Genomic DNA, 24,598 nt, shown 5'->3' with positions numbered 1-24,598 from the left:
AGATCATGAGTAAAGCCCAGGATACAGAAATAAATGGAAGACAGGAATTTACGATTACTGTTTATACCGAAAATCAAATCGGTATATTGAATCGTATTGCCATCATATTTTCCAGAAGAAAAATAAATATTGAAAGTTTAAATACCTCTCCTTCTGAGATTGAACACATACACCGTTTCAATATCGTAATCCACGAAACAGAAGAAGTAGTACGCAAACTTTGTCGCCAGATAGAAAAACAGGTTGAAGTTTTAAAGGTGTATTATAACACGAACGAAGACATCATCTGGCAGGAAATGGCACTTTACAAAGTGCCTACTGATACCATTGCAGAGCGTGCTCCGGTTGAAAGATTGCTTCGTGAGTTTGGTGCCCGTGCTGTTGTGATCCGTAAAGATTATACAGTTTTTGAAACCACCGGACATAGAGAAGAGACGGATAAACTGATTGAAGTTTTGCAACCTTACGGTTTGATTGAATTTGTAAGAAGTGCAAGGGTAGCAATCATAAAAGACAGTGAAGGCTTTAATGCTAAACTGAGAGAGTTTGAGCGCAGAGAACCAGGACAAGACGTGATTGAAAACGAATACCTGGATAAAGAGAAGAACGTATTTAGCATGTAATTCTGATTAAGATGGAATACCTTTTAAATGTTACAAGACAAACGCGCGAGAACTTCATCAAGTTAATTGAATCATCAACTGTTGAAGAACTGAATGCAATTCCACAAGGTTTTAACAATAATATCATCTGGAATTTCGCTCATATCGTGGCTAGTCAGCAAGGTTTATGTTATTTGCTTGCAAATGCTGAACCTATCATTGAAAGCCAGTTTATAGCGCCTTTCAGGAAGGGGACCAAACCTGAAAAGTTTATGGAAGCTGAAGAAATAAATACCATCAAAGAATTAATGCGCAGTACCATCGATCAACTGGAACAGGATCTGAAAAGTGATAAGTTTTTAAACTTCACCCCTTTTAAAACTCACTATGGTGTAGAGATAAAAAATGCAGATGAAGCTGCTCAGTTCTTTGTAGTACATGATGCCCTGCATTATGGTATTGCATCAGCAATGAAGCGAGTAATCATTCACAACGAAAAATAAATATTAAACGAACCTTAAAAATCTAAAAAAAATAGAAAAGATGTCAAATTACTTTAACACATTACCTCTTAGAGAACAACTAAACCAATTGGGCGTTTGCGACTTTATGGACAGTGCAGAATTTCTGGACGGCATAAATGTATTGAAAGGCAAAAAACTGGTAATTGTAGGCTGTGGAGCACAGGGCTTAAACCAGGGTTTAAACTTAAGAGATAGTGGTTTAGATGTTTCTTATACTTTACGTAAGGAAGCTATTGAAGGCAAAAGAGATTCATGGAAAAATGCTACTGACAACAACTTTACTGTTGGTACTTATGAAGAATTGATTCCTAGTGCTGATGTAGTGATTAACCTTACTCCTGATAAACAACATACTGCTGTTGTAAATGCTGTAATGCCTTTAATGAAAAAAGGTGCTACATTATTGTATTCGCATGGCTTCAACATTGTTGAAGAAGGTATGCAGGTTCGTAAAGACATTACTGTAATTATGGTTGCTCCAAAATGTCCAGGTAGTGAAGTAAGAGCTGAATATGTAAGAGGTTTTGGTGTACCTACCTTAATTGCTGTTCACCCAGAGAATGATCCGGAAGGAAAAGGTTTAGCACAAGCAAAAGCTTATTGTGTTGGAACAGGTGGCCACAGAGCTGGTGTTTTAAGATCTTCTTTCGTTGCTGAAGTAAAATCTGACTTAATGGGCGAGCAAACCATTTTATGTGGTTTATTGCAAACAGGATCTATCCTATCTTTCGACAAAATGATTGAAAAAGGTATTGATGCTGGCTATGCTTCGAAATTGGTTCAGTATGGTGTAGAAGTTATCACTGAAGCCCTTAAACATGGTGGTGTTAGCGGCATGATGGACAGATTAAGCAATCCTGCAAAAATCAAAGCTTTTGAAATTTCAGAAGAATTGAAAAACATTATGCGTCCATTGTTCCAGAAACATCAGGATGATATCATGAGCGGTGAGTTTAGCAGCACGATGATGGCTGACTGGGCTAATGGTGATAAAAACCTTTTAGCCTGGAGAGCTGAAACTGGCGAAACTGCTTTCGAAAAAACTCCAGCTGGTGATGTTAAAATTGCTGAGCAGGAATATTTCGACAACTATACTCTAATGGTTGCTTTTGTTAGAGCTGGTGTAGAATTGGCTTTCGAAACTATGGTTCAAGCTGGTATCAAACCTGAGTCTGCCTACTATGAGTCGTTACACGAAACTCCACTTATTGCAAATACAATTGCACGTAAGAAATTGTTTGAAATGAACCGTGTAATTTCTGACACTGCTGAATACGGTTGCTATTTATTTGACCAGGCTTGTAAACCATTATTAGCTGATTTTATGACTAAGGTTGATACTGACCTTGTAGGTAAAAACTTTAATGAAGGTAAAGATGCTGGTGTAGATAACAGAACCCTGATTGCAGTAAACGAAGCACTTCGTTCGCATGAGGTAGAGATTATTGGTTCTACGCTTAGAAAAGCAATGACTGCCATGAAATCTATTAAAACAGCATAAATAAAAATAAAGCCGCTGCATCTTCCATGTTTTGATGTAGCGGCTTATAAAAACACGAAATATGTCACAACCCGTCGTCCAAATCGCCAATCTCAATTTGAAGTACCAGCACAAGCCTGTATTGCAGGGTTTGAACTGGACTATAAATCGGAATGAGCATTGGTTATTATGCGGCGAAAGCGGAAGTGGCAAAACTTCATTGGCTAAGGCCATTGCTGGTCTGACTCATAGTTACGGAAATATCGAAATCGGTTTTGATCCTAAAAGCAGCTTGCCTGCTATGGTCTATTACGTAGCCAACTGGTTCCAGTTCAAAGACCTGGAAGGCCAGTCTAATTTCTATTATCAACAACGTTACAATAAACAATCTACAGAAACCACTGCCAGTGTAAAAGCTGAGTTGGAGAGCTTCGGTAAAAAACACGGTTTGCTTTATCATGAAGCGGAACCAATTTTAGCGGCTTTAGGGTTTTCGGGATTGGTGAATGCTACACTCATACAGTTATCAAGCGGAGAACATAAAAAATTACAATTGGTGAAAGCCTTATGGTTAAAACCCCAATTGTTGATTTTAGATCTTCCTTACAACGGACTGGATACACTTTCCCGTCAGAATTTAAATGCTTTATTAGAAGAAATTACCGAGGCTGGAACACAGCTGATTTTAATCAGTAATGAAACTGAATTGCCTGCTTGCATTAATCGCATTGCGAAGATTGAAGTCGGTCAACTGGTAGAGATTTCTGCTGATGAACGCAGCTTAAAGGAAATTGAAGTAAGTGGCATGGCTGTTCCTAAATTCTTAACAGAAGACATCTCTGCTTCTACATCCTCCGAGATCATTAAAATGGTAGATGTAAACATCAGTTATGGTGAGAAAAAAGTATTAAAAAATATAAACTGGGAAGTTAAACCAGGTGAAAAGTGGGTATTGCATGGTCACAATGGCTCTGGAAAATCAACCTTACTGAGTTTAATCTGCGGTGATCATCCACAGGCCTATGCCAACAACTTTTACCTTTTCGGAAATAAGAGAGGTAGTGGCGAAAGTATTTGGGAGATTAAGGAACGGATTGGTTTGATTTCTCCTGAATTACACTGGTACTTTGACCCGTCGGCAACTGTATGGCAAAGTATTGCATCTGGTTTTTATGACAGCTCTGGTTTGTTCTGCGATCCTGGATATTCTAAAAAAGTACAAACTGATGAACTGATCAGTTATTTCGGTTTGAACGAATATAAAGATTCCCTGATGAATGAACTTCCTTTAGGTAAACAGCGACTGGCTATGCTAGCCAGAACGATTGTTAAAAACCCGGAAATATTAATCCTGGATGAACCTTGCCAGGGTTTAGATCAGCAGCAGACGATACACTTTAATAAGCTTGTTGATGAGTTATGTAAAAATGGAACTACATTGATTTATGTTGGTCATTTTGAAGCCCAGATACCAAACTGCATTGAAAAGAGAATATTATTAGAAAATGGCGAAGTAAAATCTATAGAAACCCTTATTGAGTATGCTATGGAACATACCTACACAAACTAAAAAAGAAAATTATGTTACACGATCCGAATAGAGTTTATGTATTTGACACCACATTACGTGATGGTGAGCAAGTGCCGGGTTGCCAATTGACGACTCCGGAAAAGATTGAGATTGCGAAAGAGCTGGAAGCACTTGGCGTGGATGTTATTGAAGCAGGATTCCCTATATCAAGCCCTGGCGATTTCCAAAGTGTGGTTGAGCTTTCAAAAGCAGTATCTGAACCTATTATATGTGCCTTAACCCGTGCAAATAAAGGTGATATTGATTCCGCTGTTGCTGCACTACAATTTGCAAAACGTCCACGGATCCATACAGGAATCGGTTCGTCTGACATGCACATTAAAAATAAATTCAACAGTACTCGTGAAGAGATATTGGAACGTGCTGTTGAAGCTGTTAAATACGCAAAAAGATCAGTTGAAGATATTGAGTTTTATGCAGAAGACGCTGGTCGTGCCGACGTTCGTTTCCTTGCACAAATGGTTGAAGCTGTAATTGCTGCTGGTGCAACAGTAGTGAATATCCCTGACACCAATGGTTATTGCTTGCCCGATCAATATGGCAGCAAAATCAAGTTCTTGAAAGAAAACGTAAAAAACATAGATCAAGCAATTATTTCCGTGCATTGCCACAATGACCTGGGCTTAGCTACAGCAAATTCAATTGCAGGATTACAAAATGGTGCACGCCAGATTGAAGGTACCATTAATGGTATTGGCGAACGTGCTGGTAACACTTCTATTGAAGAAGTGGTCATGATTTTAAAAACACACCAGGTATTGGGGTTACATACCAATATCAATACAAAGAATTTTTATGAGTTGAGCCGTATGGTAAGCTCACAAATGCGCATGCCAGTACAGCCAAACAAGGCTATTGTTGGCAGCAATGCTTTTGCACATAGCTCTGGCATCCATCAGGATGGTTTCCTGAAAAACCGCGAGAATTATGAGATTATCCGCCCGGAAGATGTAGGTTTTCCTGATGCGAGTATTGTATTGACCGCACGCAGTGGCAGACATGCTTTGAAGTTCCATTTAGAGCGTTTAGGCTTTAATTTGAGTAAAGAAGAATTGGCTGAAGTTTATCACCGTTTCCTTACTGTTGCTGACCAGAAATTAGATATTAATGACCAGGATCTTTTGTTGATGATGGGCAAACAACAAATGGCATAGCCCTTTTTACAACATTGAATTTATAATAAAAACAAAAAAATGAGCAAGACATTATTTGATAAGGTGTGGGACACTCACGTAGTACGTAAGATAGAAGGTGGCCCTGATGTGCTTTTTATTGATCGCCATCTTATTCACGAAGTGACCAGCCCTGTTGCCTTTTTAGGTTTAAAAAGCAGAGGCATAAGTGTATTATATCCAGAGCGTACTTTTGCTACGGCAGATCACAATACGCCAACGATTAATCAACATTTACCAGTTGCAGATCCACTTTCTGCAAACCAATTGAAGGCATTGGAGTCTAACTCTAATGAATATGGTATCAGTCACTGGGGCTTAGGTCACCAGAAAAATGGTATCGTTCACGTTGTAGGTCCGGAGTATGGTATTACCCAACCTGGTGCTACAATTGTTTGCGGTGACTCACACACGTCTACACATGGTGCTTTTGGTGCTATCGCTTTTGGTATTGGTACTTCTGAAGTAGAAATGGTACTTTCTACGCAGTGTATTATGCAGCCAAAACCTAAGAAAATGCGTATCAACGTGAACGGAAAATTAGGTGTAGGTGTTACTCCAAAAGACGTTGCATTGTTTATCATTTCTAAGCTGACTACTTCTGGTGCTACCGGATATTTTGTAGAATATGCTGGTGATGTTTTTGAAAACATGACTATGGAAGGCCGTATGACGGTTTGTAACTTGAGTATTGAAATGGGTGCCCGTGGTGGTATGATTGCTCCGGATGAAACTACAATCAACTACGTAAAAGGTCGTGAGTTTAGCCCTAAAGGTGAAGCTTGGGATAAAGCATTAGCGTATTACAAAACCTTAAAAACTGACGAAGGTGCTGTTTTTGATAAAGAATTAACATTTGATGGTTCTTCTATTGAACCAATGATCACTTACGGTACTAACCCTGGAATGGGTATTGGTATTTCTCAGGACATTCCTGATGCTGATCAGGTTGAAGGTGGTGCAGAGACTTATGCTAAATCTTTAAACTACATGGGCTTCTCTGAAGGAGATCATATGATCGGTAAGCCAGTTGATTTTGTATTTGTTGGTAGCTGTACTAATGGTCGTATTGAAGATTTCAGAGCCTTTGCTTCTATCGTGAAAGGCAAACATAAAGCTGATCATGTTACGGCATGGTTGGTTCCGGGTTCTCATATTGTAGAATCACAGATTAAAGAAGAAGGTATACTTGATATTTTAACTGAAGCAGGATTTACGCTTCGTCAGCCAGGTTGTTCTGCTTGTTTAGCAATGAATGATGATAAGATTCCTGCAGGTAAATATGCGGTAAGTACTTCAAACAGAAACTTTGAAGGCAGACAAGGTCCAGGTTCCAGAACCATGCTGGCTAGTCCGCTTGTTGCTGCTGCTGCTGCTGTTACGGGGGTAGTTACAGACCCAAGAACATTAATAGAGAGCATTAAAGAACTTGTCTAACACAAATTATTAAAGATTAAAAATGGCTTACGATAAATTTAATACCTTAAGAAGCACTGCGGTTCCGCTTCCTATTGAGAATGTTGATACCGACCAATTGATTCCTGCACGCTTTTTAAAAGCTACGGAACGTGTTGGTTTTGGTGATAACCTTTTCCGCGACTGGAGATACAATGCTGATAATACGCCAAAAGCAGATTTCGTATTGAACAATCCAATTTACAGTGGTAAAATATTAGTTGGTGGTAAAAACTTCGGTTCAGGTTCATCAAGAGAACACGCTGCATGGGCTGTTTATGACTATGGATTCAGATGTGTAGTATCAAGCTTTTTTGCTGATATTTTTAGAAACAACTGTCTGAATATTGGCGTACTACCTGTTCAGGTTAGCCCTGAATTTGCTGAAAAGATTTTCACTGCAATTTTTGCTGATCCTAATACTGAATTGGAAGTAAATCTGCCTGAGCAGACTATCACATTATTAGCAACTGGTGAAAAAGAAACTTTCGACATCAGTTCTTATAAAAAGGACAACATGATGAATGGCTTTGATGATATAGATTATTTACAAAGCATCAAACCAGAAATTGAGGAATTCGCTAAGCATCTTCCGCTTTAGTAGAAAGAAAATATCAACCAAACTAAATGGAAAAAAGGAAAATAGAGATAATGGATACTACACTCCGCGATGGTGAACAAACATCGGGAGTGTCATTCTCCATTTCAGAAAAGTTAACCATAACCCAATTGCTATTAGAGGAACTCCATGTAGACAGAGTTGAAATTGCATCTGCACGTGTATCTGATGGAGAATTTCAGGCTGTGAAGTCTATTCTTAACTGGGCAGAGCTAAATGGTTATGCTGATCGGATTGAAGTATTGTCGTTCGTTGATAATGGTGTTTCCATCGATTGGATGATCAACGCCGGGGTTAAAGTTCAGAATCTGTTAACCAAAGGTTCTTTAAATCACTTAACACATCAGCTTAAAAAAACTCCTGAACAGCATTTTGCAGAGATTAAACATGTTGTTGATCTTGCTGCTTCTAAAGGGATTTCTACAAATGTTTACCTGGAAGACTGGAGCAATGGTATGCGCAACTCTCCGGAGTATGTAATTCAGTACCTTGACTTTTTATCGACCCAGCCTGTAAAAAGAATTTTATTACCTGATACACTGGGTGTGTTAACACCAGGTGAGACCTATAAGTTTATTGCAGAACTGAAATCAAAATATCCAACTATCCATTTTGATTTCCATGCACATAATGATTATGATCTGGGAACAGCGAATGTTCTGGAAGCCGTAAAAGCTGGGATAAGTGGCTTACACTTAACCGTAAACGGCATGGGTGAAAGAGCAGGAAATGCAGCATTAGCAAGTGCTGTAGCAGTAATTAAAGACTTTACGCCAGAGGTTGATATTCAGATTAAAGAGTCTTCAATTTTCAAGGTTAGTAAACTGGTAGAAACATTTTCAGGAGTAAGAATTCCTTCTAACAAACCTATCGTTGGTGATCACGTATTTACCCAAACTGCGGGAATACATGCAGATGGCGACAATAAAAATAATTTATATTTTAATGATCTGTTACCTGAACGTTTTGGAAGAAAACGTAGCTATGCTTTAGGAAAAACTTCCGGTAAAGCTAATATTGAAAAAAACCTGCAGGAACTAGGTCTGAAGTTAAATGATGAGGATCTGAAAAAGGTAACACAAAGGGTTATTGAACTAGGAGATAAAAAGGAAACAGTTACTAAAGAAGACCTTCCTTATATCATTTCTGATGTATTAGACAGTAGTCTATATGAAGAACACGTTGTTGTACAGTCATACGTACTGACAAACTCAATGGGTCTTCGTCCCTCTGCAACGATTTCTGTTTTAATTGACGGAAACCTGTTTGAAGAGCATGCACAAGGTGACGGACAATTTGATGCTTTTATGAATGCTTTAACAAAGGTTTATAACAAGCAGCAAAAAGATCTGCCTAAATTGATCGACTATGCAGTAAGGATTGCACCTGGTAGTAACTCTGACGCCCTTTGTGAAACTATCATTACCTGGGAAACAGATCAGAAGGTATTTATCACACGTGGGCTAGACTCAGATCAGACTGTTTGTGCGATTAAAGCAACTCAGAAAATGTTAAACATCATTTAAGGTTGTATTTTAGCGCAATCAAAAAACAATTTTAAACCAAGAATATTTGAGCCTGGAATGAATAATTAAAGGCTGAATTTAACAACTAAAAAAGATAAAAGATGAAACTTAATATTGCTCTGTTAGCAGGAGATGGAATTGGCCCAGAGGTTATTGACCAGGCTGTTAAAGTATCGAATGCGGTAGCAAAGAAATTTAACCACGAGATTGTATGGACTTCAGGTATTACCGGTGCTGCGGCGATTGATGCTGTTGGTGAACCATATCCGGATGCGACTCACGAAATCTGTATGGCTGCTGATGCAGTATTGTTTGGTGCGATAGGTGATCCACGTTTTGACAATGATCCTAAAGCTACTGTTCGTCCTGAGCAAGGCTTATTAAAAATGCGTCAGAAATTAGGCTTATTTGCAAACGTACGTCCTACTTTCACATTCCCTTCATTAATTGACAACTCTCCTTTAAAAAGAGAGCGTATTGAAGGTACAGATTTGATTATCCTTCGTGAATTAACAGGTGGTATTTATTTCGGTGAAAGAGGTAGAAAAGACGATGGTAACACTGCTTTTGATACTTGTACTTATACCAGAGCTGAGATTCAGCGTTTAGCTAAATTAGGTTTTGAAATGGCTATGACCCGTAGCAAAAAACTTTGCTGCGTAGATAAAGCCAACGTTTTGGAATCATCACGTTTATGGAGAGAAACTGTACAGGATATGGAAAAAGACTATCCTGAGGTTACTGTAAGCTATGAATTTGTAGATGCAGTTGCAATGCGTTTGGTACAATGGCCAAGTTCTTATGATGTAATGATTACTGAAAACCTTTTTGGTGATATTTTAACTGACGAAGCTTCTGTAATTTCTGGCTCTATGGGTCTGATGCCTTCGGCTTCTATTGGTGTTCATACTTCTTTATTTGAGCCAATTCATGGTTCTTATCCACAAGCTGCTGGTAAAGATATTGCAAACCCTTTGGCTACTGTATTATCGGCTGCTATGATGTTTGAAGATGCTTTCGGATTAAAAGAAGAAGCAGAATTGATCAGAACAGTAGTAAACAAATCACTTGCAGAAGGTATTGTAACAGAGGATTTATCTGGAACAAACAAAGCATACAAAACCAGCGAAGTAGGCGATTGGTTGGCTGCTAACATATAACTATCTTTGTATATCCTTAGGATATACAAATAAAAAGGTTATCCGAAAGATATGTCCGTTGTGCAATTTCTACGCTTCGTCTACCTTTCAGATAACCTTTTATATTTTTCATAAAAAATGACTGACTTTAATCATAAATTAGACTTCAAAGCTGCTGCTCAGCGCTTGGCACAGGTTGTAAAGCATACCCCACTTATTTACAACGCAAAATTATCTGAAGCTTACGATTGTGAAATTTACCTGAAACGTGAAGATTTACAGGTAGTACGCTCTTACAAACTACGCGGAGCTTACAATATGATTAGTCGCTTAAGTCCAGAAGAACTAAGTAGAGGAATTGTATGTGCAAGTGCGGGTAACCATGCTCAAGGTGTTGCATTTTCTTGTAATAAGCTAGGAACAAAGGGTGTAATATTTATGCCAGAGATTACCCCTAAGCAAAAGGTAAAACAAACAGAAATGTTTGGAAATGGCAGCGTGGAGCTTGTTTTAGTTGGTGATACCTTTGATGATTGTTTAAAGGAAGCATTGGCATATACCCAAGAACACAATATGACTTTTATCCCTCCTTTTGATAATTATAGTATCATTGAAGGCCAGGGGACAGTTGGCGTAGAAATTCTGGAAGATTTACCTGGTGTTGAGGTAGTGATTATGCCTGTTGGCGGTGGTGGTCTTTCGGCTGGTGTCGGGCAATATCTAAAAACTGAAAAGCCCGGGATTTTACTTGCAGGTGTTGAACCTGAAGGTGCTCCTTCCATGCTAAAGGCTTTTGAACTTGGTGGTCCGGTTACCTTACCAGAAATCAACCGTTTTGTGGATGGCGCTTCTGTAAAATGTGTTGGAAAGCTTACCTACGAGATTTGTACTAAAGTACTGGATGATGTATTACTGGTAGCCGAGGGTAAAGTATGTACAACGATCTTAAAATTATATAATGAGGATGCAATTGTTGTAGAACCTGCAGGTGCTTTATCTGTTGCTGTACTTGATGCTTACCGCGATAAAATAAAGGGCAAAAAGGTAGTTTGTGTAATCAGTGGAGGGAATAACGACATTGAGCGCATGCAAGAGATCAAAGAGAAATCTTTATTATATGAAGGTCTTAAACATTACTTTATTGTTCGTTTCCCACAAAGACCAGGTGCGTTAAAACTATTTGTAAACAATGTATTAGGTCCGCATGATGACATTACCCGTTTTGAATTCATTAAAAAAACGAATAAAGAAAATGGCCCGGCATTGGTAGGTATTGAATTGGCTAACCGTACTGATTATGATTCATTGGTAAAAAGAATGAAAGAGTTTAAGTTTGAAATCATTGAACTGAACAACGATCAGACTTTATTTGAATATTTAGTCTGATAAGATCATGAAGATATTAATTGTAAATAATAGCCAGATTCCGGCGATAAAATATGGCGGTACTGAAAGAGTGATCTGGTGGCTCGGGAAGGAACTGAGCAGATTAGGACATCAAATTACCTATCTGGTATCTGCTGGATCCAGCTGTCCATTTGCCAGGGTTTTAGTTTATGACCCTGGTTTAGACATGAACAAACAAGTACCCGATGATATAGATGTTGTTCATTTTAATTACCAAGTAAATGGCTTTAACAAGAAGCCATACCTCATAACTGTCCACGGCAATCCAGCTTATGGTGAGCAACTGGATAAAAACTCTGTATTTGTTTCCGGTAACCATGCTAGTCGCCATGGTGCTGTAGCCTTTGTACATCATGGCCTTGATCCGGATGATTATCCGAAACCCGATTTATCACAAAAACGCCTGCACATGCATTTCCTTGCTAAGGCTGCATGGCGCATTAAAAATGTAAAAGCTGCAATTGACATGGCGAGTCAGAGCAATAACAAGCTGGTAGTTTTAGGTGGTAGTCGTTTAAACTTAAAAATGGGCTTTCGTTTTACTCCTAATTTAAATGTCCGATTTAAAGGAATGGTAAATAATGAGCAGAAAGCGGCTGTAATGCAGCAGTCTAAAGCGCTTCTTTTTCCGGTTTTATGGCATGAACCTTTTGGAATTGCGATTATCGAGAGTCTATATTATGGCTGCCCGGTTTTTGCCACACCTTATGGCTCTTTACCCGAATTGGTGAGCACTGAAGTGGGTTTGTTGAGTGATGATAAATCGGTGCTTGTGGAAGGGCTTCGAGAGGTAAATCAGTTTAACAATCGCTTTTGCCATGATTATGTAATGGATAATTTTAGTCTGCAAAAAATGGCTAACAATTACCTGGAGCTTTATGAAAAGGTATTGAATAAGGAAGAAATACACTCTATCCAACCTACACTACAAAGTGTTACGGATAAATACTTACCTTTAAGATAGTAATTGAGAAGCCGAATAAGAATTAAGCATATTTTTGTGGCAATAAATTTGCTATAAGAAATGCAAACACACAACACATGAAAAAACTTATATTATTATTGTTATGCACGGCCACGCTAGGTCTGGTATCGTGTAAGAAGGATAACTATGTGCCTCAAATATATCCGAGAACTATCCTATATGACATTCCAACTAGCGCCTGGAAAACTACAGATGATGGATACACTTATTCTACTACTATAAATGTACCTGAAAATGATGAAAACTTCAATCAATCGGGTGGAGTGATTGCATCGTTATCTTTTGATCCACAAAGAAAAGTTTATGATGCACTACCAAACGTTGTGCAAGGTATATCTTACAATTTCACTTCTGAACCAGGATATGTAGTTATATTTATTGAAGACGCACTTGGAGCTAAAATCAACCCACCTGTAGGAACAATCAGAGCGAAAATCGTATTGGTTGATTCAGAGATAATTGACTAAACACATTAAATTAAAAAGGCTAGGAATTATATAATTCCTAACCTTTTTTTTAATCGGCCAACACGCCAAATTTACCTTGGTTAAAATCTGCAATAGCCTGATTGATTTCCTCTTCAGTATTCATTACAAATGGTCCGTAGCTAACAATCGGTTCATTTAATGGCTCACCACTTAAAATCAACACCACACTTTTTTGGTTCGCTTTAATGTGAATTTCTTCACCTTCATTTGCAAACAATACAAAATTGTGTTCTCCTGCTATTTCTCCATTTACTTGAATACTACCGTTTACAACCAATAAAGCAGTATTATGGCCCGATTGGATTGAAGTAGTTACTTCTGCTCCTTCATTTAGCTTAAGGTCGAACAAGTTTACGGGACTATAAGTCTCAGCAGGACCAGCAACACCATTAAAGTTACCAGCAATTACATTTACTACTCCCCCATTTTCAGGCAGTTCTACTTTACCCATTCCAGCAGCGGCTAACTCCTGATAATGTGGTGCTGTAGATTTATCTTTTTTAGGAAGGTTAACCCATAACTGGACCATTTCAAAAGGTCCTCCTCTTTTAGAGAACTCTTGCTCATGGTACTCTTTATGAAGTATACCACTTCCAGCTGTCATCCATTGCACATCACCTGATTTAATTATTCCGTGGCTACCAGTGCTATCATGGTGAGCAACACTTCCTTTATACGCAATAGTTACAGTTTCAAAACCTTTATGAGGATGCACTCCTACTCCTCTTAAATGGTCTGATGGGCCAAAATCATACTCAGGATTAAAGTCCAACAGTAAAAATGGACTTATCCTCTCCTGTGGAATGCCTGCTCCTGGTATTAAATTAAATACCCTGAAACCATCACCAACCATATGAGGTCGGCCAGAATTTGTCACGATTTTTTCGATTAACTTTTTCATAATTGTACACTTTCTTTTTAATGGCTATGAAACTTACAAAGCAATGCTTGTGCAGGTTTCATAATATTCTTTTTTTTAAGTATACAAATATACCGAGGTTAACAGTGTTAACAATTGATGTAGGATAAGAAGTATTTTGTCGATTTGTAGCGTTTTAATGATTTGTCCCGTTTTAACCTAAAACCAACAAATTATGAAAAAAATACTATTTGCGATTTTAATGACTACCATTTTCCTTTCCTGTAAAAAAAAGACACCTGAATCAGAATGTGGAAATATGGTCTGTACTGAACAATTTGTCTCCTTATATATAAAATTTGTAGATAATAAAGGTGTTGGTACAGAAGTCAAAGACTTTTCCGTAGTTAACCAAAGAACAGGAGATAAAAAATATCCTACAATAACCGGATATCTAACTGTAGAAAGAGGGACTTATATATTTGCAGATGATGGAAATACTAAAAGTCTCTCTGAAGAAGGAGATGATCTAAAAATAACTGCCACATCAGTAGCAACCAACCAGACTAAATCTGTCGTAGTCAATGTTAAGGGTGGCAAATGCGCCTGTCATATTAGTAAAGTCTCCGGACCTGATCAGGTTGCCTTCGATTAGTATCGAAGGCTAAAAAGGTTTAGCACTTTCATCTAACACCCGCTCCCATTCAGGATGTCGCTTCAGATATGCTGCAACAAATGGGCACAATGGAATCAGTTTATATCCCTTATCTTCTATATAAGTTAAGGTTTTCTCTATTATAGCAGTTGCAGCACCTCTTCCTTTCAATTCCTCAGGTGCTTCGGTATGGATTAGCCATATCTTCTTGCCATGCTCTTTAAAGTCAATAAAAGCAGTATAACCATCAACTTTTAATTCAAAACGCATATCTACCTGATTTTTCATCAATGGTAGCTTAAGATACTCTTCATTCATAGCTGTTCAATTAGAATAAAAATTACACCACTAATTTACCTGAATAAATTGATAGTATTACCTGGAATATTAAAAATCAAACTTTACCCTTGCACGAATACCCCAGCTTGAAACATTAGGATTTTCAAGGTAGCTGAAACGCTTAACAGCATCTACCCTAAGCACTTTAAAAATATTTCCTATACCAACGCTTCCTTCCATATATGGACCTCTGTCTAAGGCATAGGTAATAGGCTGTCCGTCGTCATTACGCACAAATTGCATGGCATCAAGGTTCTTATCAGGATTGTTTTCATTTCTTAACCCGCCATATAGTGCTTTAAATGACATTACCTCCCTTAATTTTAAATGTTGCAACAAAGGGATCTTATTAAAGAAGAACCCATTAAAATTCTGATCGATATTGATACTAGCATAATGATCACTTACAAACTCAAGAAAGTTCATCAGATTATAGGATTGCAGCTGATAAGCATAAGTCTGGTTCGCACGGTGAATAGACAATAATGGGAAAGGTATCTTTCCTACATTATAGCCACCTTCAACAGTTACATCAGTATATCCTAATTGTGATAAATAAAAACGTTTATCTACACTACCCATAAAATTATGGTAATTATAATCACCACCTAAAACCCCTTTCAATCCAGCTGTATAACGCAGGTTAAATATAGGATACTTATCCACCAAAGGAGTGCGATAAATTTTACCCTGGTAGAACTTCTCATTCGGAGCATACCTCAAATTCACACTAACCTCAGATGTATTGATCTGATTTGTTCTTGAGAAAAGATTTTGTGCTGAATTATTGAAGTATAAAGATCCACCTGGAGTTTGGCTCCATTTGCGTAAACCTACGCTATAAGAGAAGTGATTCTCATACTCACGTACATAGTCGAACCTATAAAAATCATTATACAATAGCATATCATTCTCCCCCCTTTTAAAAGACAAAAGGAAATTATCTTCCTGAACAAATTGTAACTCCTGTCCTGGAATCTTAGTATCACGCTGAAAACTTGCACGCAAATAGTTCTGAGGAAAAGAATAAATAGATTTATTGTTTAAAGAATAAGTACCACTTAAAAAGTATTTCCACTTCTGATCGTCAAAACCATAGGCAGCATACGTTTCAAAATAATACCTTTTACTAAGTTTTGTTGTAGTCCTTCCTCCCAGTCTTGCGCGAAATCCTTCAACACTGTTAAAACTATAAAAAGTGTTTACAGGCCCCATCTCAAAAGGTCCGAAATCTTTATAACCAGCAACAAATAAAGTAACAATATCCATAGTTCTTTTGAAAGAAGGTATGGTCTGCAAAGTATCTAAATTGTGATAGATTTTAGTACTGCTTTCATTAACTGATTCTGGTCTGATGCTTGCCCAGTATTGTTCATTTTTTTTAGTAGCATCTGGAACTACAACTAATGCCTCTGCACCTTTATAAACATTTTCTGATGGAGGTTGATTAACTGTATAATCCTTAAAAGTCACTGTACGTTCGCCAGTAAATCCGGTTCCACCTTTTTTAAGGATTCCAAAATCAACAATCAGATTACTTTTGCTCAGGTGATAACGCTGATCAGGATTCTGTTCAAATTCAAGCTTAGCTTCAAGACCTCTGACAAAATTAAGATTGATATGTTTGTTTACGGTCAGATATGCATTCTGTACAGCATAATTACCGTCCATCGTAACATATAGTTTCCCCTCAAACAACATATCCATTTTGTTTCTCGGCGTAAAAGATAATTCGATTAACTGCGGCTGATGAGTTCTGATAGTATCTGTAATAAAGAACTTGTAAAAGCCTGGCGCGCCATCTGCTATAGGGCTTAACAAAAGATTACTTACTACAGAAATGTTATTATCATAAATATCAATATCCTGATACATCCTGTCGAAATAAGAAGTCAATCCCTTATTATCAATAAAACGTTCATCAAAGTTCACCTGCTTATCAGCAACTACCACCGTTTTCATTTTCTCAGGATGTTTACGATAGTAATTTTCAGAAAGCTTTTCCTGCTGGAATACAGGCAAAAGATTTTTACCACCAATCTTTGTAGAATCCTGTTCCTCAAAAAGAAACTGATAATTGCGGAATACCTTTTTGTTTTTAAACTTATCTGAAAGATTGCTCATAGAAAACAACATTCTTTCATACTTTTTATATTCCACGTAATCATAGCTTTCCATCCGGTTTTTCGGCTTATTAGCAATTACTTTACGGATTAACTCTACTGCAGGATTGTCTTTATTACGGTAAGGGGCCTTTTTACTTCCTTTAATAACCACTTCATTCATTTGCATCGCTTCATTTTGAAGCTGCACATTAACTACTTGTGTAATTCCCGCTTTTACAGTCTTAACTTGAGTTTTATAACCTACATAGCTAAACTGCAGTTGGGTATAACTCCCTTCGATGGTAATATTATAACGCCCATCAATATCGGTTCGGCCACCTTTACTAGTCCCTACTATCATAAATGAGGCATAGGGTATGGTTTCTTTAGTAACAGCATCTGTTACCACTCCCTTTACTGCTGTTTGTTGCGCAAAAGTAGGCAATGCCGTTAAAGTAAGGAGAAATATAAAAATATATCTAAATATAGAATATGGATGCGGTTGATACATCTGCTGCTTTGCTTTAATTATTTGCTTAAAACTTATTAAGCACTGCAAAGTTAATACTCAACTTCTGAATATTTAAGTAATAAAGTCAGGAAAAAGCAAATGTATATGTGTTATGACACGAATATGAAAAATGACTTTTATTGATTGATTTTTATGTAGTTATAATGACAAAAATCGGGTGACATTTGCCTGTACATGATCATTCTTTTTATGTTCTCCACGATTTAACTGAATGGCTCTGATCATCACACCATTTCTCTCCAGCAATAATTCTTCATAAAAACCTTTATAGTAAACATCTTTGACCTCAAAACGCCTGCTATTCCATGAACTTTTCAATTCTACCCATTCCGGATAAAAAACCGCAGTTCCGGTTTTTATATCTAAGCCTAGCTTTTCTGCATCAATTATATTAACCGTTACCGCATTACCCAAAAGCTGGGCGGTATAAATATCATCAGGATGATTGTATACGTGGGCAGGTGCTCCAGATTGTAATAACTTACCATCTTTTAAAATCAATAATTCATCTGCCAGGAACAATCCATCTGCAGGATCATGAGACACCATAATGACGGTAACACCTGTTTCTGCAGCAATTCTTTTAATATCAGCACGTAACTGATTTTTTAATAAAGCATCAACCTGGCTAAACGGTTCATCAAGCAACAATACGGTTGTATCACTCACCATTGCTTTAGCGATGGCTACACGTTGCTGCTCTCCCCCGCTGAGCTGAGTGATCTTCTTATCCTTAAGATGCTCAATACGCAAATGCCGCATGATTTCAAACGTCTTTTCCTGCTTAACCTGAACATTAGTATTAGAAAGCATGGAAGCAATGTTATCATACACCTTAGCATAGATATTCAGTGAAAAGTCTTGCGTAACCATCTTCATTTCCTTGTGACCAGGAATCAGTTGCTCATCTGGTCCTGGAATACGCTTCCCTTTAAAAGAAACTAGTCCTTCATCAACTTTAAGCAAGCCATAAATACACTTAAGCAGAGTAGATTTGCCACTCCCACTTTCACCAAGAATGGCAACTACATTACCATTTTTAATGTCAAAGCTAATGTTACTAACTCCTGATGCTTGTTCTGCCTGATGTTGTTTTGTTAAGTTCTTTACAGATATGATAGGTTCTTCCACATTGGCAAAGATAGCAGAAAATGGGATTTTAATTTAATCCAAAGGTTATACCAAACGACATGTTTTTTAAACCTGCCTGTGGAGCACTGTCAAACATATCATTGAAATAATATTTACTGAAAAGGCCAATCCAGCCATAACCTAATCGCACTGAACCACCCAAACGAACAGGCTCGAAGTTATAGTCATCTCTAAATTTCTGTTTGCCATTTTCCTCGCTTTTCTGTTTTACTTTTCCGTTGATCAGAAAACTTACTTCAGGACTTACAACAAAATAAAAGCGCTTACCATTAGCATTTTCATTTGTTCTAAACTGAAATCCTAAAGGTATATGCACATAAAAGCTGGAAAACCTATTTTTAGAAAATTCAATACCAGATTCTGGATCGTAATCTAATACATCAGTATTTCTTTTTATGGTAATATTCCTTTTTAACCGGAGCATTGTCCAGTCTAACCCTGCAGCAAGATATACCTTAAAGTTAGAATTGAACCTATATCCATAATCCAATACATCAAAAGAAACTGTGCTTGATTTAAATTCTTTATAATCTAGAAAATCATTAGCTGGAGATAGCGTGAAACTACCATTATCTACCATACGAGTAAAGCCAATATCGAAACGTGTAAAGGTAATTCCTCCTACTAAATACCCTTTAGGATTGGCATTAGTCTCGCTTGCTTTAACACTATCCTGTTGAGCAAATGTATTAAATGAAATTACTATTGCCAGTACTCCGGTTAACAGGGCTGTTAAACAATTACACCTCATTATCTTTTAATTTTAAATACCAGATGAAACGCTATTCATAATGTCAGGTTTACATTATAAAGATAGATTATTTTTAGCAATCATGCTTCTTTCTATAGTGTTTATACCACTTTACAGCCATCATAATCACCACAGCAAAAACGATAAGCCCAATAAGACCATATACCCAATCAACTGCACTTTTTAAAATAACAGTGAAAACAATAGCGACTAACAAAATGGTGGCCACCTCATTCCATAGTCTAAGCTTAAAGGAACTGAGCCTACATGTACCCATTTTCAGCTGGTTCATAATACGCTGACAAATAAAATGATAAGCCAAAAGCCCCAATACAAACCCTAACTTTACATGAAACCAAGGCAATTGTAAGAGCCATGGTCTGATGCAAACCATCGATACACCTGCAAGCACAGTTAATGCCATTGCAGGTGTAGTAATGATATACCAGAGCTTACGCTCCATTTTTTCGTATTCCTTTTGTAAGATATTTCGTTCAATCTCAGGCCTGTCATTGGCCTCAGTATGATAAATAAACAAACGTACACTATAAAACAGACCTGCCATCCAGCTTACCACAAAGATAATATGAACAGAAAGGACGTATAAATAGTATTGATCCATTGAACTAGTATCTGAATTCCTTGATTGTTTCTATTGCGTATTTCACGTTATCAAAAGGAATGTCAGGCATGATACCATGACCAAGATTACAGATAAAGCCATTCTGACCGCGCATACGCTCAAATAAACGAAGAATCTCTTTCTTAATTACTGCTTTTTCAGCATATAAAATATGAGGATCTAAGTTTCCCTGAACTGCCATACCTGCAGGTAAAATGTTCTTGATATTTAAAAGATCTGCATTCCAGTCTACCGATACTACATCCGGATTCGCTTCAGCCATAATTGGAGCAAACACAGAACTACCTTTACAGAAAGAAATTACAGGAACATCTTTCCTATTCAATCCAGCAATAATCTCTTTATTATAACGGTGCGAAAACTCCTGATAATCGTTCCATGATAAAGCCAGTGCCCAGCTATCAAATAGCTGTACAGCATTTACGCCAGCAGCGATCTGCAGATTTAGATAATCAACAGTAACCTTTGCAATTTTAGCCAGTAATTTATGAGCAATTTCCGGATGGTTATGAATTAACAACTTGGTTAATTTAAAATCTTTTGATGAACCACCTTCTACCAGGTAACTCATTACTGTAAATGGAGCACCAGCAAAACCGATTAATGGAATACTTCCATTTAAGCGCTGCTGTATCACTTTAATTGCATCAGCAACATATTGTAACCTATCCAAAACATCAACCTCAAGGGCATCAACATCCTGCATAGTACGCACCGGATTGGCAAACTTCGGACCAACACCTTGAGTAAAACTAAGGTCACCACCCATCGCCTCGCCTGTTACCAAAATATCTGAAAACAGGATGGCCGCATCAATGCCTAACAAATCAACAGGCAGCATCGTTACATCAGCAGCAATTTCAGGTGTTTTACACATCTCCAGAAAGGAATATTTGTTTTTGATTTCCCAATATTCTGGCATAAAACGACCTGCCTGACGCATCATCCATACCGGTGGACGTTCTGTTTGCTTTGAAAATGCCGCATCTAAAAATAACGTGTTCTTCACTTCTTAATTTCTCCTCTATTCTTTTATAAACTGTTTACTTCTTTTTCTATTTTAATAATTATTTCTTGTGCTTTGGGCGTAACTGCAAGCTCTTTAGCTTTTTCAAGATAAGCATTGCTACGTACCTTATCTTTCTTTCTTAATGCCAGATTAGCTAAATGGATCATTACAAAAGCTTTATCATTCTTTCCGCCTAAGGGAAATCTGCTGGCTATTTGAAAATGAAATTCAGCAGCGGCATAATCTTCCTTTTTTAAAGCAATGTTTGCCCGCATAAACTCATAATACCCACGTCTGTTTTTTGCTAGCCTGTCTGCATTCGGCACCTCATTCAACAGCTCTTCAGCTCTTTCATGATCACCATTTTTAAAGTATTTAGAAGCTAACAATACCGAGCTATGTCTAAAATGGCTCCATAAAATAAAGCCAAACAAAAAGCCGGCAAAGGATGCCAGCTGGTATTGCGCATAAAAAAGACATACCAACGCTGCAACAGTAAAAACTGCCATCAGGGCATATCTGCCTTTTGAATTATACATTAATGAATATCAGTGAATTTATAACCAACTCCTCTGATAGAATGAAAATATACAGGATTTTTCTGATCTGGTTCAAAGTACTTACGGAAAGTCAAGATAAAGTTATCTATCGTTCTTGTAGAAGGATACACATCATAGTTCCAAACTGTTTCCAGAATCTGCTCACGTGAAACCGCTTCATTCTTACGTTCAATAAGTAATTTCAGCAACATGGTTTCTTTTTTAGTAAGCGGCACAATAACACCATCATCTTGTTTCAATTCAAATGAATTGAAATAAATAGTTTTATCACCAATTTTATAAGAATTGATTTCTTTTAAATCATCAGCTTTCATGCTACGTTTAACCAGGATACCAACCCTTAATATTAACTCTTCAAGATTAAATGGTTTTACAAGGTAATCGTCAGCACCCTTTTTAAGTCCCATTACTCTGTCTTCACTCGTGTTTTTTGCAGTTAAGAAAAGTATCGGCACTTCAGTATTTTCTAACCTGATGGTTTCACAAACCTGGAATCCATCCATTTCAGGAAGCATTACATCCAGAATAATCAAGTTAAAACGTTCTTCCTTAAAAACTTTCAGGGCCGTTTTGCCATCTTTAACGGCATGAACTTTATAGCCCTCAAGCTCAAGATTTAATTTAATAGCGTCTAATAAATGGTCTTCATCTTCAACCAGCAGTATTCTTAATTTCTGTTGCATAATCAACTAAATGTTATTTCAAAAATAGCACCTTGCGGTACGTTATCTCTAACGCTGATATCAGCGTCGTGGCTTTGTAATACTTCCTTAACAATAAACAGGCCCAATCCTGTTCCTTTTGATTTTCTGACATTCTCATCACCAACCCTGTAGAATTTATCGAAAATAAGCATCTTTTCAGCATCAGGAATACCTGGCCCTTTGTCAGACACCCGCAAAAAGGCATGACCATCTTTCTCTGTCAGTTCAACAGCAACATCCGCACAAGGTCCTGAATATTTCACTGCATTTTCAACCAGATTGGTTACTACAGAAGAAAGCGCAAACTGATCCCCCATTACCTTAATACCTGGCTTGATTACCGGAGTAATCAATTGCTCACAACCACATGAATGTACTTGTAGTCTGTCTGTTATTTTAGTCACCAGTTCAGAAAAATCAAATTCCTCCTTAGGGAACGAATAAGAGCGGTTTTCTATCTTTGTAGCCAATAACATATTCTCTACCAGGTCATCTAAGCGCTCAATATCTTTCAAAGAATTACTCAATAAAGAAGTCTGTCTCGCCTTATCCAGGTCGCGCTTTACAATCGTCTGAATAGACAATTTAATCGCAGCTAAAGGAGACTTTAATTCATGCGTTACAGATAGTAAAAAATTTTGCTGTTGTTCACGAAGACGTACTTCTTTTTTAATAGACTGATGCAAAAAATAAGCACCTATACAAAGTAAAAATAAAAACACTGATCCTTCTCCCATAACCATTGCCATTCTGGCAGGTTCAAGCCTTACTACCAAAGTTCCCCAAGAGATCAGTTGTACTAAAGCATAAAGGAGCATGAAATAAAATATAACTATCGACTTCTTCAAGGTTATCAGTATTTTACTTTATAAATATACCATTATTTACTTGTTCCTGAAAACAACATCAAGGCTATCAAATATAGCTCTCTTTGCTTTTTCAAGTTCTATTTTTGTGTGTGCAGCAGATACAAAACCCACCTCATAACCTGAAGGGCCCATATAAATACCTCTGTTCAATAATTCGCGGTGCATTACCTTAAACTTCTCCATACTGTTATGATCGATATCATCGGCAGTCTGAATTTTATCCTTATCTGTAAAAGCAATCCAGAAGATTGAGCCTACATAAAACACCTTCACTTTATAATTCCTTGCAGTTGCAAATCGCTGAATACTTTCTGCAAACTCGCTAGTCTTATTGTTCAGTTCTTTATAAAAACCAGAACGCAGCAATTCTGTCAGCTGAGCAATACCTGCAGCCATAGCTACAGGGTTACCCGAAAGCGTTCCTGCCTGGTAAACCCCACCATCAGGAGAGATATGTCCCATGATCTCAGCAGAAGCACCATACATCCCTACTGGTAAACCACCACCTATAATCTTACCATAGGTAACAATATCTGGTTTAATGCCATAATGTGCAGCAGCACCTTCAAAACCTACCCTGAAACCGGTAATCACCTCATCAAAAATCAACAATGCTTTGTTCTCTTTACAGATTGCCTGTAAAAACTCAATATATTCAGCATCCTGCATTAACAAACCGTTATTAGCCGGTATACCTTCAATAATAACTGCCGCCACCTGATCTTTGAACTGTTCAAATGCCTGTTTTAAAGCTTCCGTATCATTTAATGGCAATACAATCGTTTCCTGAGCAAAAGCTTTAGGCACACCTGCGGATGAAGTTTCTCCAAAAGTAACCAATCCGGAACCAGCCTTTACCAGTAACGAATCACTGTGTCCATGATAACAACCTTCAAATTTGATAATCTTATCTCTGCTGGTATAACCACGGGCAAGTCTAATGGCCGACATTACCGCTTCCGTTCCAGAACTGGTAAAACGGATTTTTTCAACCATTTTATTGTTCTTAATGATCAGCTCTGCCAGTTCATTTTCCAATGCTGTCGGAGCACCGAAGCTCATACCATTTTGCATCACTTCAGTAACTTTCTCTCTTACCTTGGCATTATTATGCCCCAGAATAAGCGGTCCCCAGCTAGCACAAAAATCTATAAATTGATTACCATCGGCATCCCATACAAAGCAGCCATCACCTTTTTGAATAAAAAGAGGAGTACCATAAACAGACTTAAAAGCCCTTACTGGTGAGTTTACCCCACCTGGAAAATAGTTCTTTGCTTTTTCGTATAACTCCGCCGACTTTTCTCTGGAAATATCTGGTTTACTACCTGTATTTACAGGCACATCGCCCTCATTTCCTGAAAACATTTTTTTTAAAGATCCTAACATATGCTTATTTCAATTCTGTGTGCATTGTTGTTTACAACAAAAC

Annotated in this window: 24 protein-coding genes; 13 read left to right on the top strand and 11 right to left on the bottom strand. The window is 37.6% G+C overall.

The features are described 5' to 3' along the window. Positions 1-5: 5 nt before the first annotated feature. The 12 genes from ilvN (at position 6) to WC623_RS14135 (ending at position 12,967) form a co-directional block, all read left to right on the top strand. The gene (gene ilvN, locus WC623_RS14190; RefSeq protein ID WP_372852142.1) at positions 6-623 is read left to right on the top strand and encodes an acetolactate synthase small subunit; all 618 of its coding nucleotides are present in this window, start codon (positions 6-8) and stop codon (positions 621-623) included. Between the two features lie 11 nt (positions 624-634). After that, complete coding sequence (locus WC623_RS14185) at positions 635-1,105, top strand: DinB family protein (RefSeq protein WP_372852140.1); 471 nt, start codon at positions 635-637, stop codon at positions 1,103-1,105. 40 nt (positions 1,106-1,145) lie between these two features. Next, entirely contained in the window at positions 1,146-2,627 is a 1,482-nt protein-coding gene (gene ilvC, locus WC623_RS14180; RefSeq protein WP_372852138.1) for a ketol-acid reductoisomerase, read from the top strand. Between the two features lie 61 nt (positions 2,628-2,688). Then, positions 2,689-4,176 carry an ATP-binding cassette domain-containing protein gene (locus WC623_RS14175; RefSeq protein ID WP_372852136.1) on the top strand — a complete coding sequence of 496 codons (1,488 nt, stop codon included), beginning with the start codon at positions 2,689-2,691 and terminating at the stop codon, positions 4,174-4,176. Between the two features lie 11 nt (positions 4,177-4,187). Further along, a complete protein-coding gene (locus WC623_RS14170) occupies positions 4,188-5,351 on the top strand; it encodes a 2-isopropylmalate synthase (RefSeq protein ID WP_349785760.1) in 1,164 nt (387 codons plus the stop codon). A 39-nt stretch (positions 5,352-5,390) separates the two neighbouring features. After that, on the top strand, positions 5,391-6,806 hold the full coding sequence (gene leuC, locus WC623_RS14165) for a 3-isopropylmalate dehydratase large subunit (protein WP_372852134.1): 1,416 nt from the start codon (positions 5,391-5,393) through the stop codon (positions 6,804-6,806). A 22-nt stretch (positions 6,807-6,828) separates the two neighbouring features. Beyond that, entirely contained in the window at positions 6,829-7,425 is a 597-nt protein-coding gene (gene leuD, locus WC623_RS14160) for a 3-isopropylmalate dehydratase small subunit (protein ID WP_372852132.1), read from the top strand. Positions 7,426-7,451: 26 nt separating this feature from the next. Further along, positions 7,452-8,969: an alpha-isopropylmalate synthase regulatory domain-containing protein gene (locus tag WC623_RS14155; RefSeq protein ID WP_372852130.1), complete on the top strand. Its 1,518-nt coding sequence runs from the start codon at positions 7,452-7,454 to the stop codon at positions 8,967-8,969. Positions 8,970-9,070: 101 nt separating this feature from the next. Further along, positions 9,071-10,129: a 3-isopropylmalate dehydrogenase gene (gene leuB, locus WC623_RS14150; protein WP_349785764.1), complete on the top strand. Its 1,059-nt coding sequence runs from the start codon at positions 9,071-9,073 to the stop codon at positions 10,127-10,129. 117 nt (positions 10,130-10,246) lie between these two features. Next, positions 10,247-11,494 (top strand): threonine ammonia-lyase IlvA, encoded by a 1,248-nt coding sequence (ilvA, locus tag WC623_RS14145; RefSeq protein WP_372852128.1) that lies wholly within the window; start codon positions 10,247-10,249, stop codon positions 11,492-11,494. A gap of 7 nt (positions 11,495-11,501) precedes the next feature. Continuing rightward, the gene (locus WC623_RS14140; RefSeq protein ID WP_372852126.1) at positions 11,502-12,479 is read left to right on the top strand and encodes a glycosyltransferase; all 978 of its coding nucleotides are present in this window, start codon (positions 11,502-11,504) and stop codon (positions 12,477-12,479) included. A gap of 77 nt (positions 12,480-12,556) precedes the next feature. Next, entirely contained in the window at positions 12,557-12,967 is a 411-nt protein-coding gene (locus tag WC623_RS14135) for a hypothetical protein (protein ID WP_349785767.1), read from the top strand. Between the two features lie 49 nt (positions 12,968-13,016). Here the strand turns inward: WC623_RS14135 and WC623_RS14130 are convergent, their stop codons facing one another. Then, positions 13,017-13,889 (bottom strand): pirin family protein, encoded by an 873-nt coding sequence (locus WC623_RS14130; protein ID WP_372852124.1) that lies wholly within the window; start codon positions 13,887-13,889, stop codon positions 13,017-13,019. Positions 13,890-14,082: 193 nt separating this feature from the next. On the opposite strand from WC623_RS14130, the gene WC623_RS14125 reads away from it, so the two are divergent. Next, positions 14,083-14,502 carry a hypothetical protein gene (locus tag WC623_RS14125; RefSeq protein ID WP_372852122.1) on the top strand — a complete coding sequence of 140 codons (420 nt, stop codon included), beginning with the start codon at positions 14,083-14,085 and terminating at the stop codon, positions 14,500-14,502. Between the two features lie 9 nt (positions 14,503-14,511). Here the strand turns inward: WC623_RS14125 and WC623_RS14120 are convergent, their stop codons facing one another. From WC623_RS14120 to hemL, 10 genes are all read right to left on the bottom strand, one after another. Beyond that, positions 14,512-14,820 (bottom strand): GNAT family N-acetyltransferase, encoded by a 309-nt coding sequence (locus WC623_RS14120; RefSeq protein WP_372852120.1) that lies wholly within the window; start codon positions 14,818-14,820, stop codon positions 14,512-14,514. A gap of 69 nt (positions 14,821-14,889) precedes the next feature. Beyond that, complete coding sequence (locus tag WC623_RS14115; protein ID WP_372852118.1) at positions 14,890-17,457, bottom strand: DUF5686 family protein; 2,568 nt, start codon at positions 17,455-17,457, stop codon at positions 14,890-14,892. Positions 17,458-17,616: 159 nt separating this feature from the next. Further along, entirely contained in the window at positions 17,617-18,609 is a 993-nt protein-coding gene (locus WC623_RS14110; protein ID WP_372852116.1) for an ABC transporter ATP-binding protein, read from the bottom strand. A 28-nt stretch (positions 18,610-18,637) separates the two neighbouring features. Continuing rightward, positions 18,638-19,381, bottom strand: a complete 744-nt coding sequence (locus WC623_RS14105; protein ID WP_372852114.1) for an outer membrane beta-barrel protein — start codon at positions 19,379-19,381, stop codon at positions 18,638-18,640. 73 nt (positions 19,382-19,454) lie between these two features. Then, entirely contained in the window at positions 19,455-20,003 is a 549-nt protein-coding gene (locus WC623_RS14100) for a CopD family protein (RefSeq protein WP_372852112.1), read from the bottom strand. Between the two features lie 4 nt (positions 20,004-20,007). After that, entirely contained in the window at positions 20,008-21,033 is a 1,026-nt protein-coding gene (gene hemE, locus WC623_RS14095) for a uroporphyrinogen decarboxylase (protein WP_372852110.1), read from the bottom strand. A gap of 23 nt (positions 21,034-21,056) precedes the next feature. Further along, positions 21,057-21,572: a hypothetical protein gene (locus WC623_RS14090; RefSeq protein ID WP_372852108.1), complete on the bottom strand. Its 516-nt coding sequence runs from the start codon at positions 21,570-21,572 to the stop codon at positions 21,057-21,059. After that, positions 21,572-22,276: a response regulator transcription factor gene (locus WC623_RS14085; RefSeq protein WP_015809248.1), complete on the bottom strand. Its 705-nt coding sequence runs from the start codon at positions 22,274-22,276 to the stop codon at positions 21,572-21,574. Before WC623_RS14085 ends, WC623_RS14090 begins: the two co-directional genes overlap by 1 nt. Positions 22,277-22,278: 2 nt before the next feature. Beyond that, a complete protein-coding gene (locus WC623_RS14080) occupies positions 22,279-23,145 on the bottom strand; it encodes a HAMP domain-containing sensor histidine kinase (RefSeq protein ID WP_349785777.1) in 867 nt (288 codons plus the stop codon). Between the two features lie 36 nt (positions 23,146-23,181). After that, positions 23,182-24,555, bottom strand: a complete 1,374-nt coding sequence (gene hemL, locus WC623_RS14075; RefSeq protein ID WP_372852105.1) for a glutamate-1-semialdehyde 2,1-aminomutase — start codon at positions 24,553-24,555, stop codon at positions 23,182-23,184. Positions 24,556-24,598: the final 43 nt, after the last annotated feature.

This window comes from Pedobacter sp. (assembly GCF_041645105.1).
GTDB lineage: Bacteria > Bacteroidota > Bacteroidia > Sphingobacteriales > Sphingobacteriaceae > Pedobacter.
The sequence above is the reverse complement of the archived record's forward strand: the minus strand, read 5'-3'. Positions and strand labels throughout refer to the sequence as shown.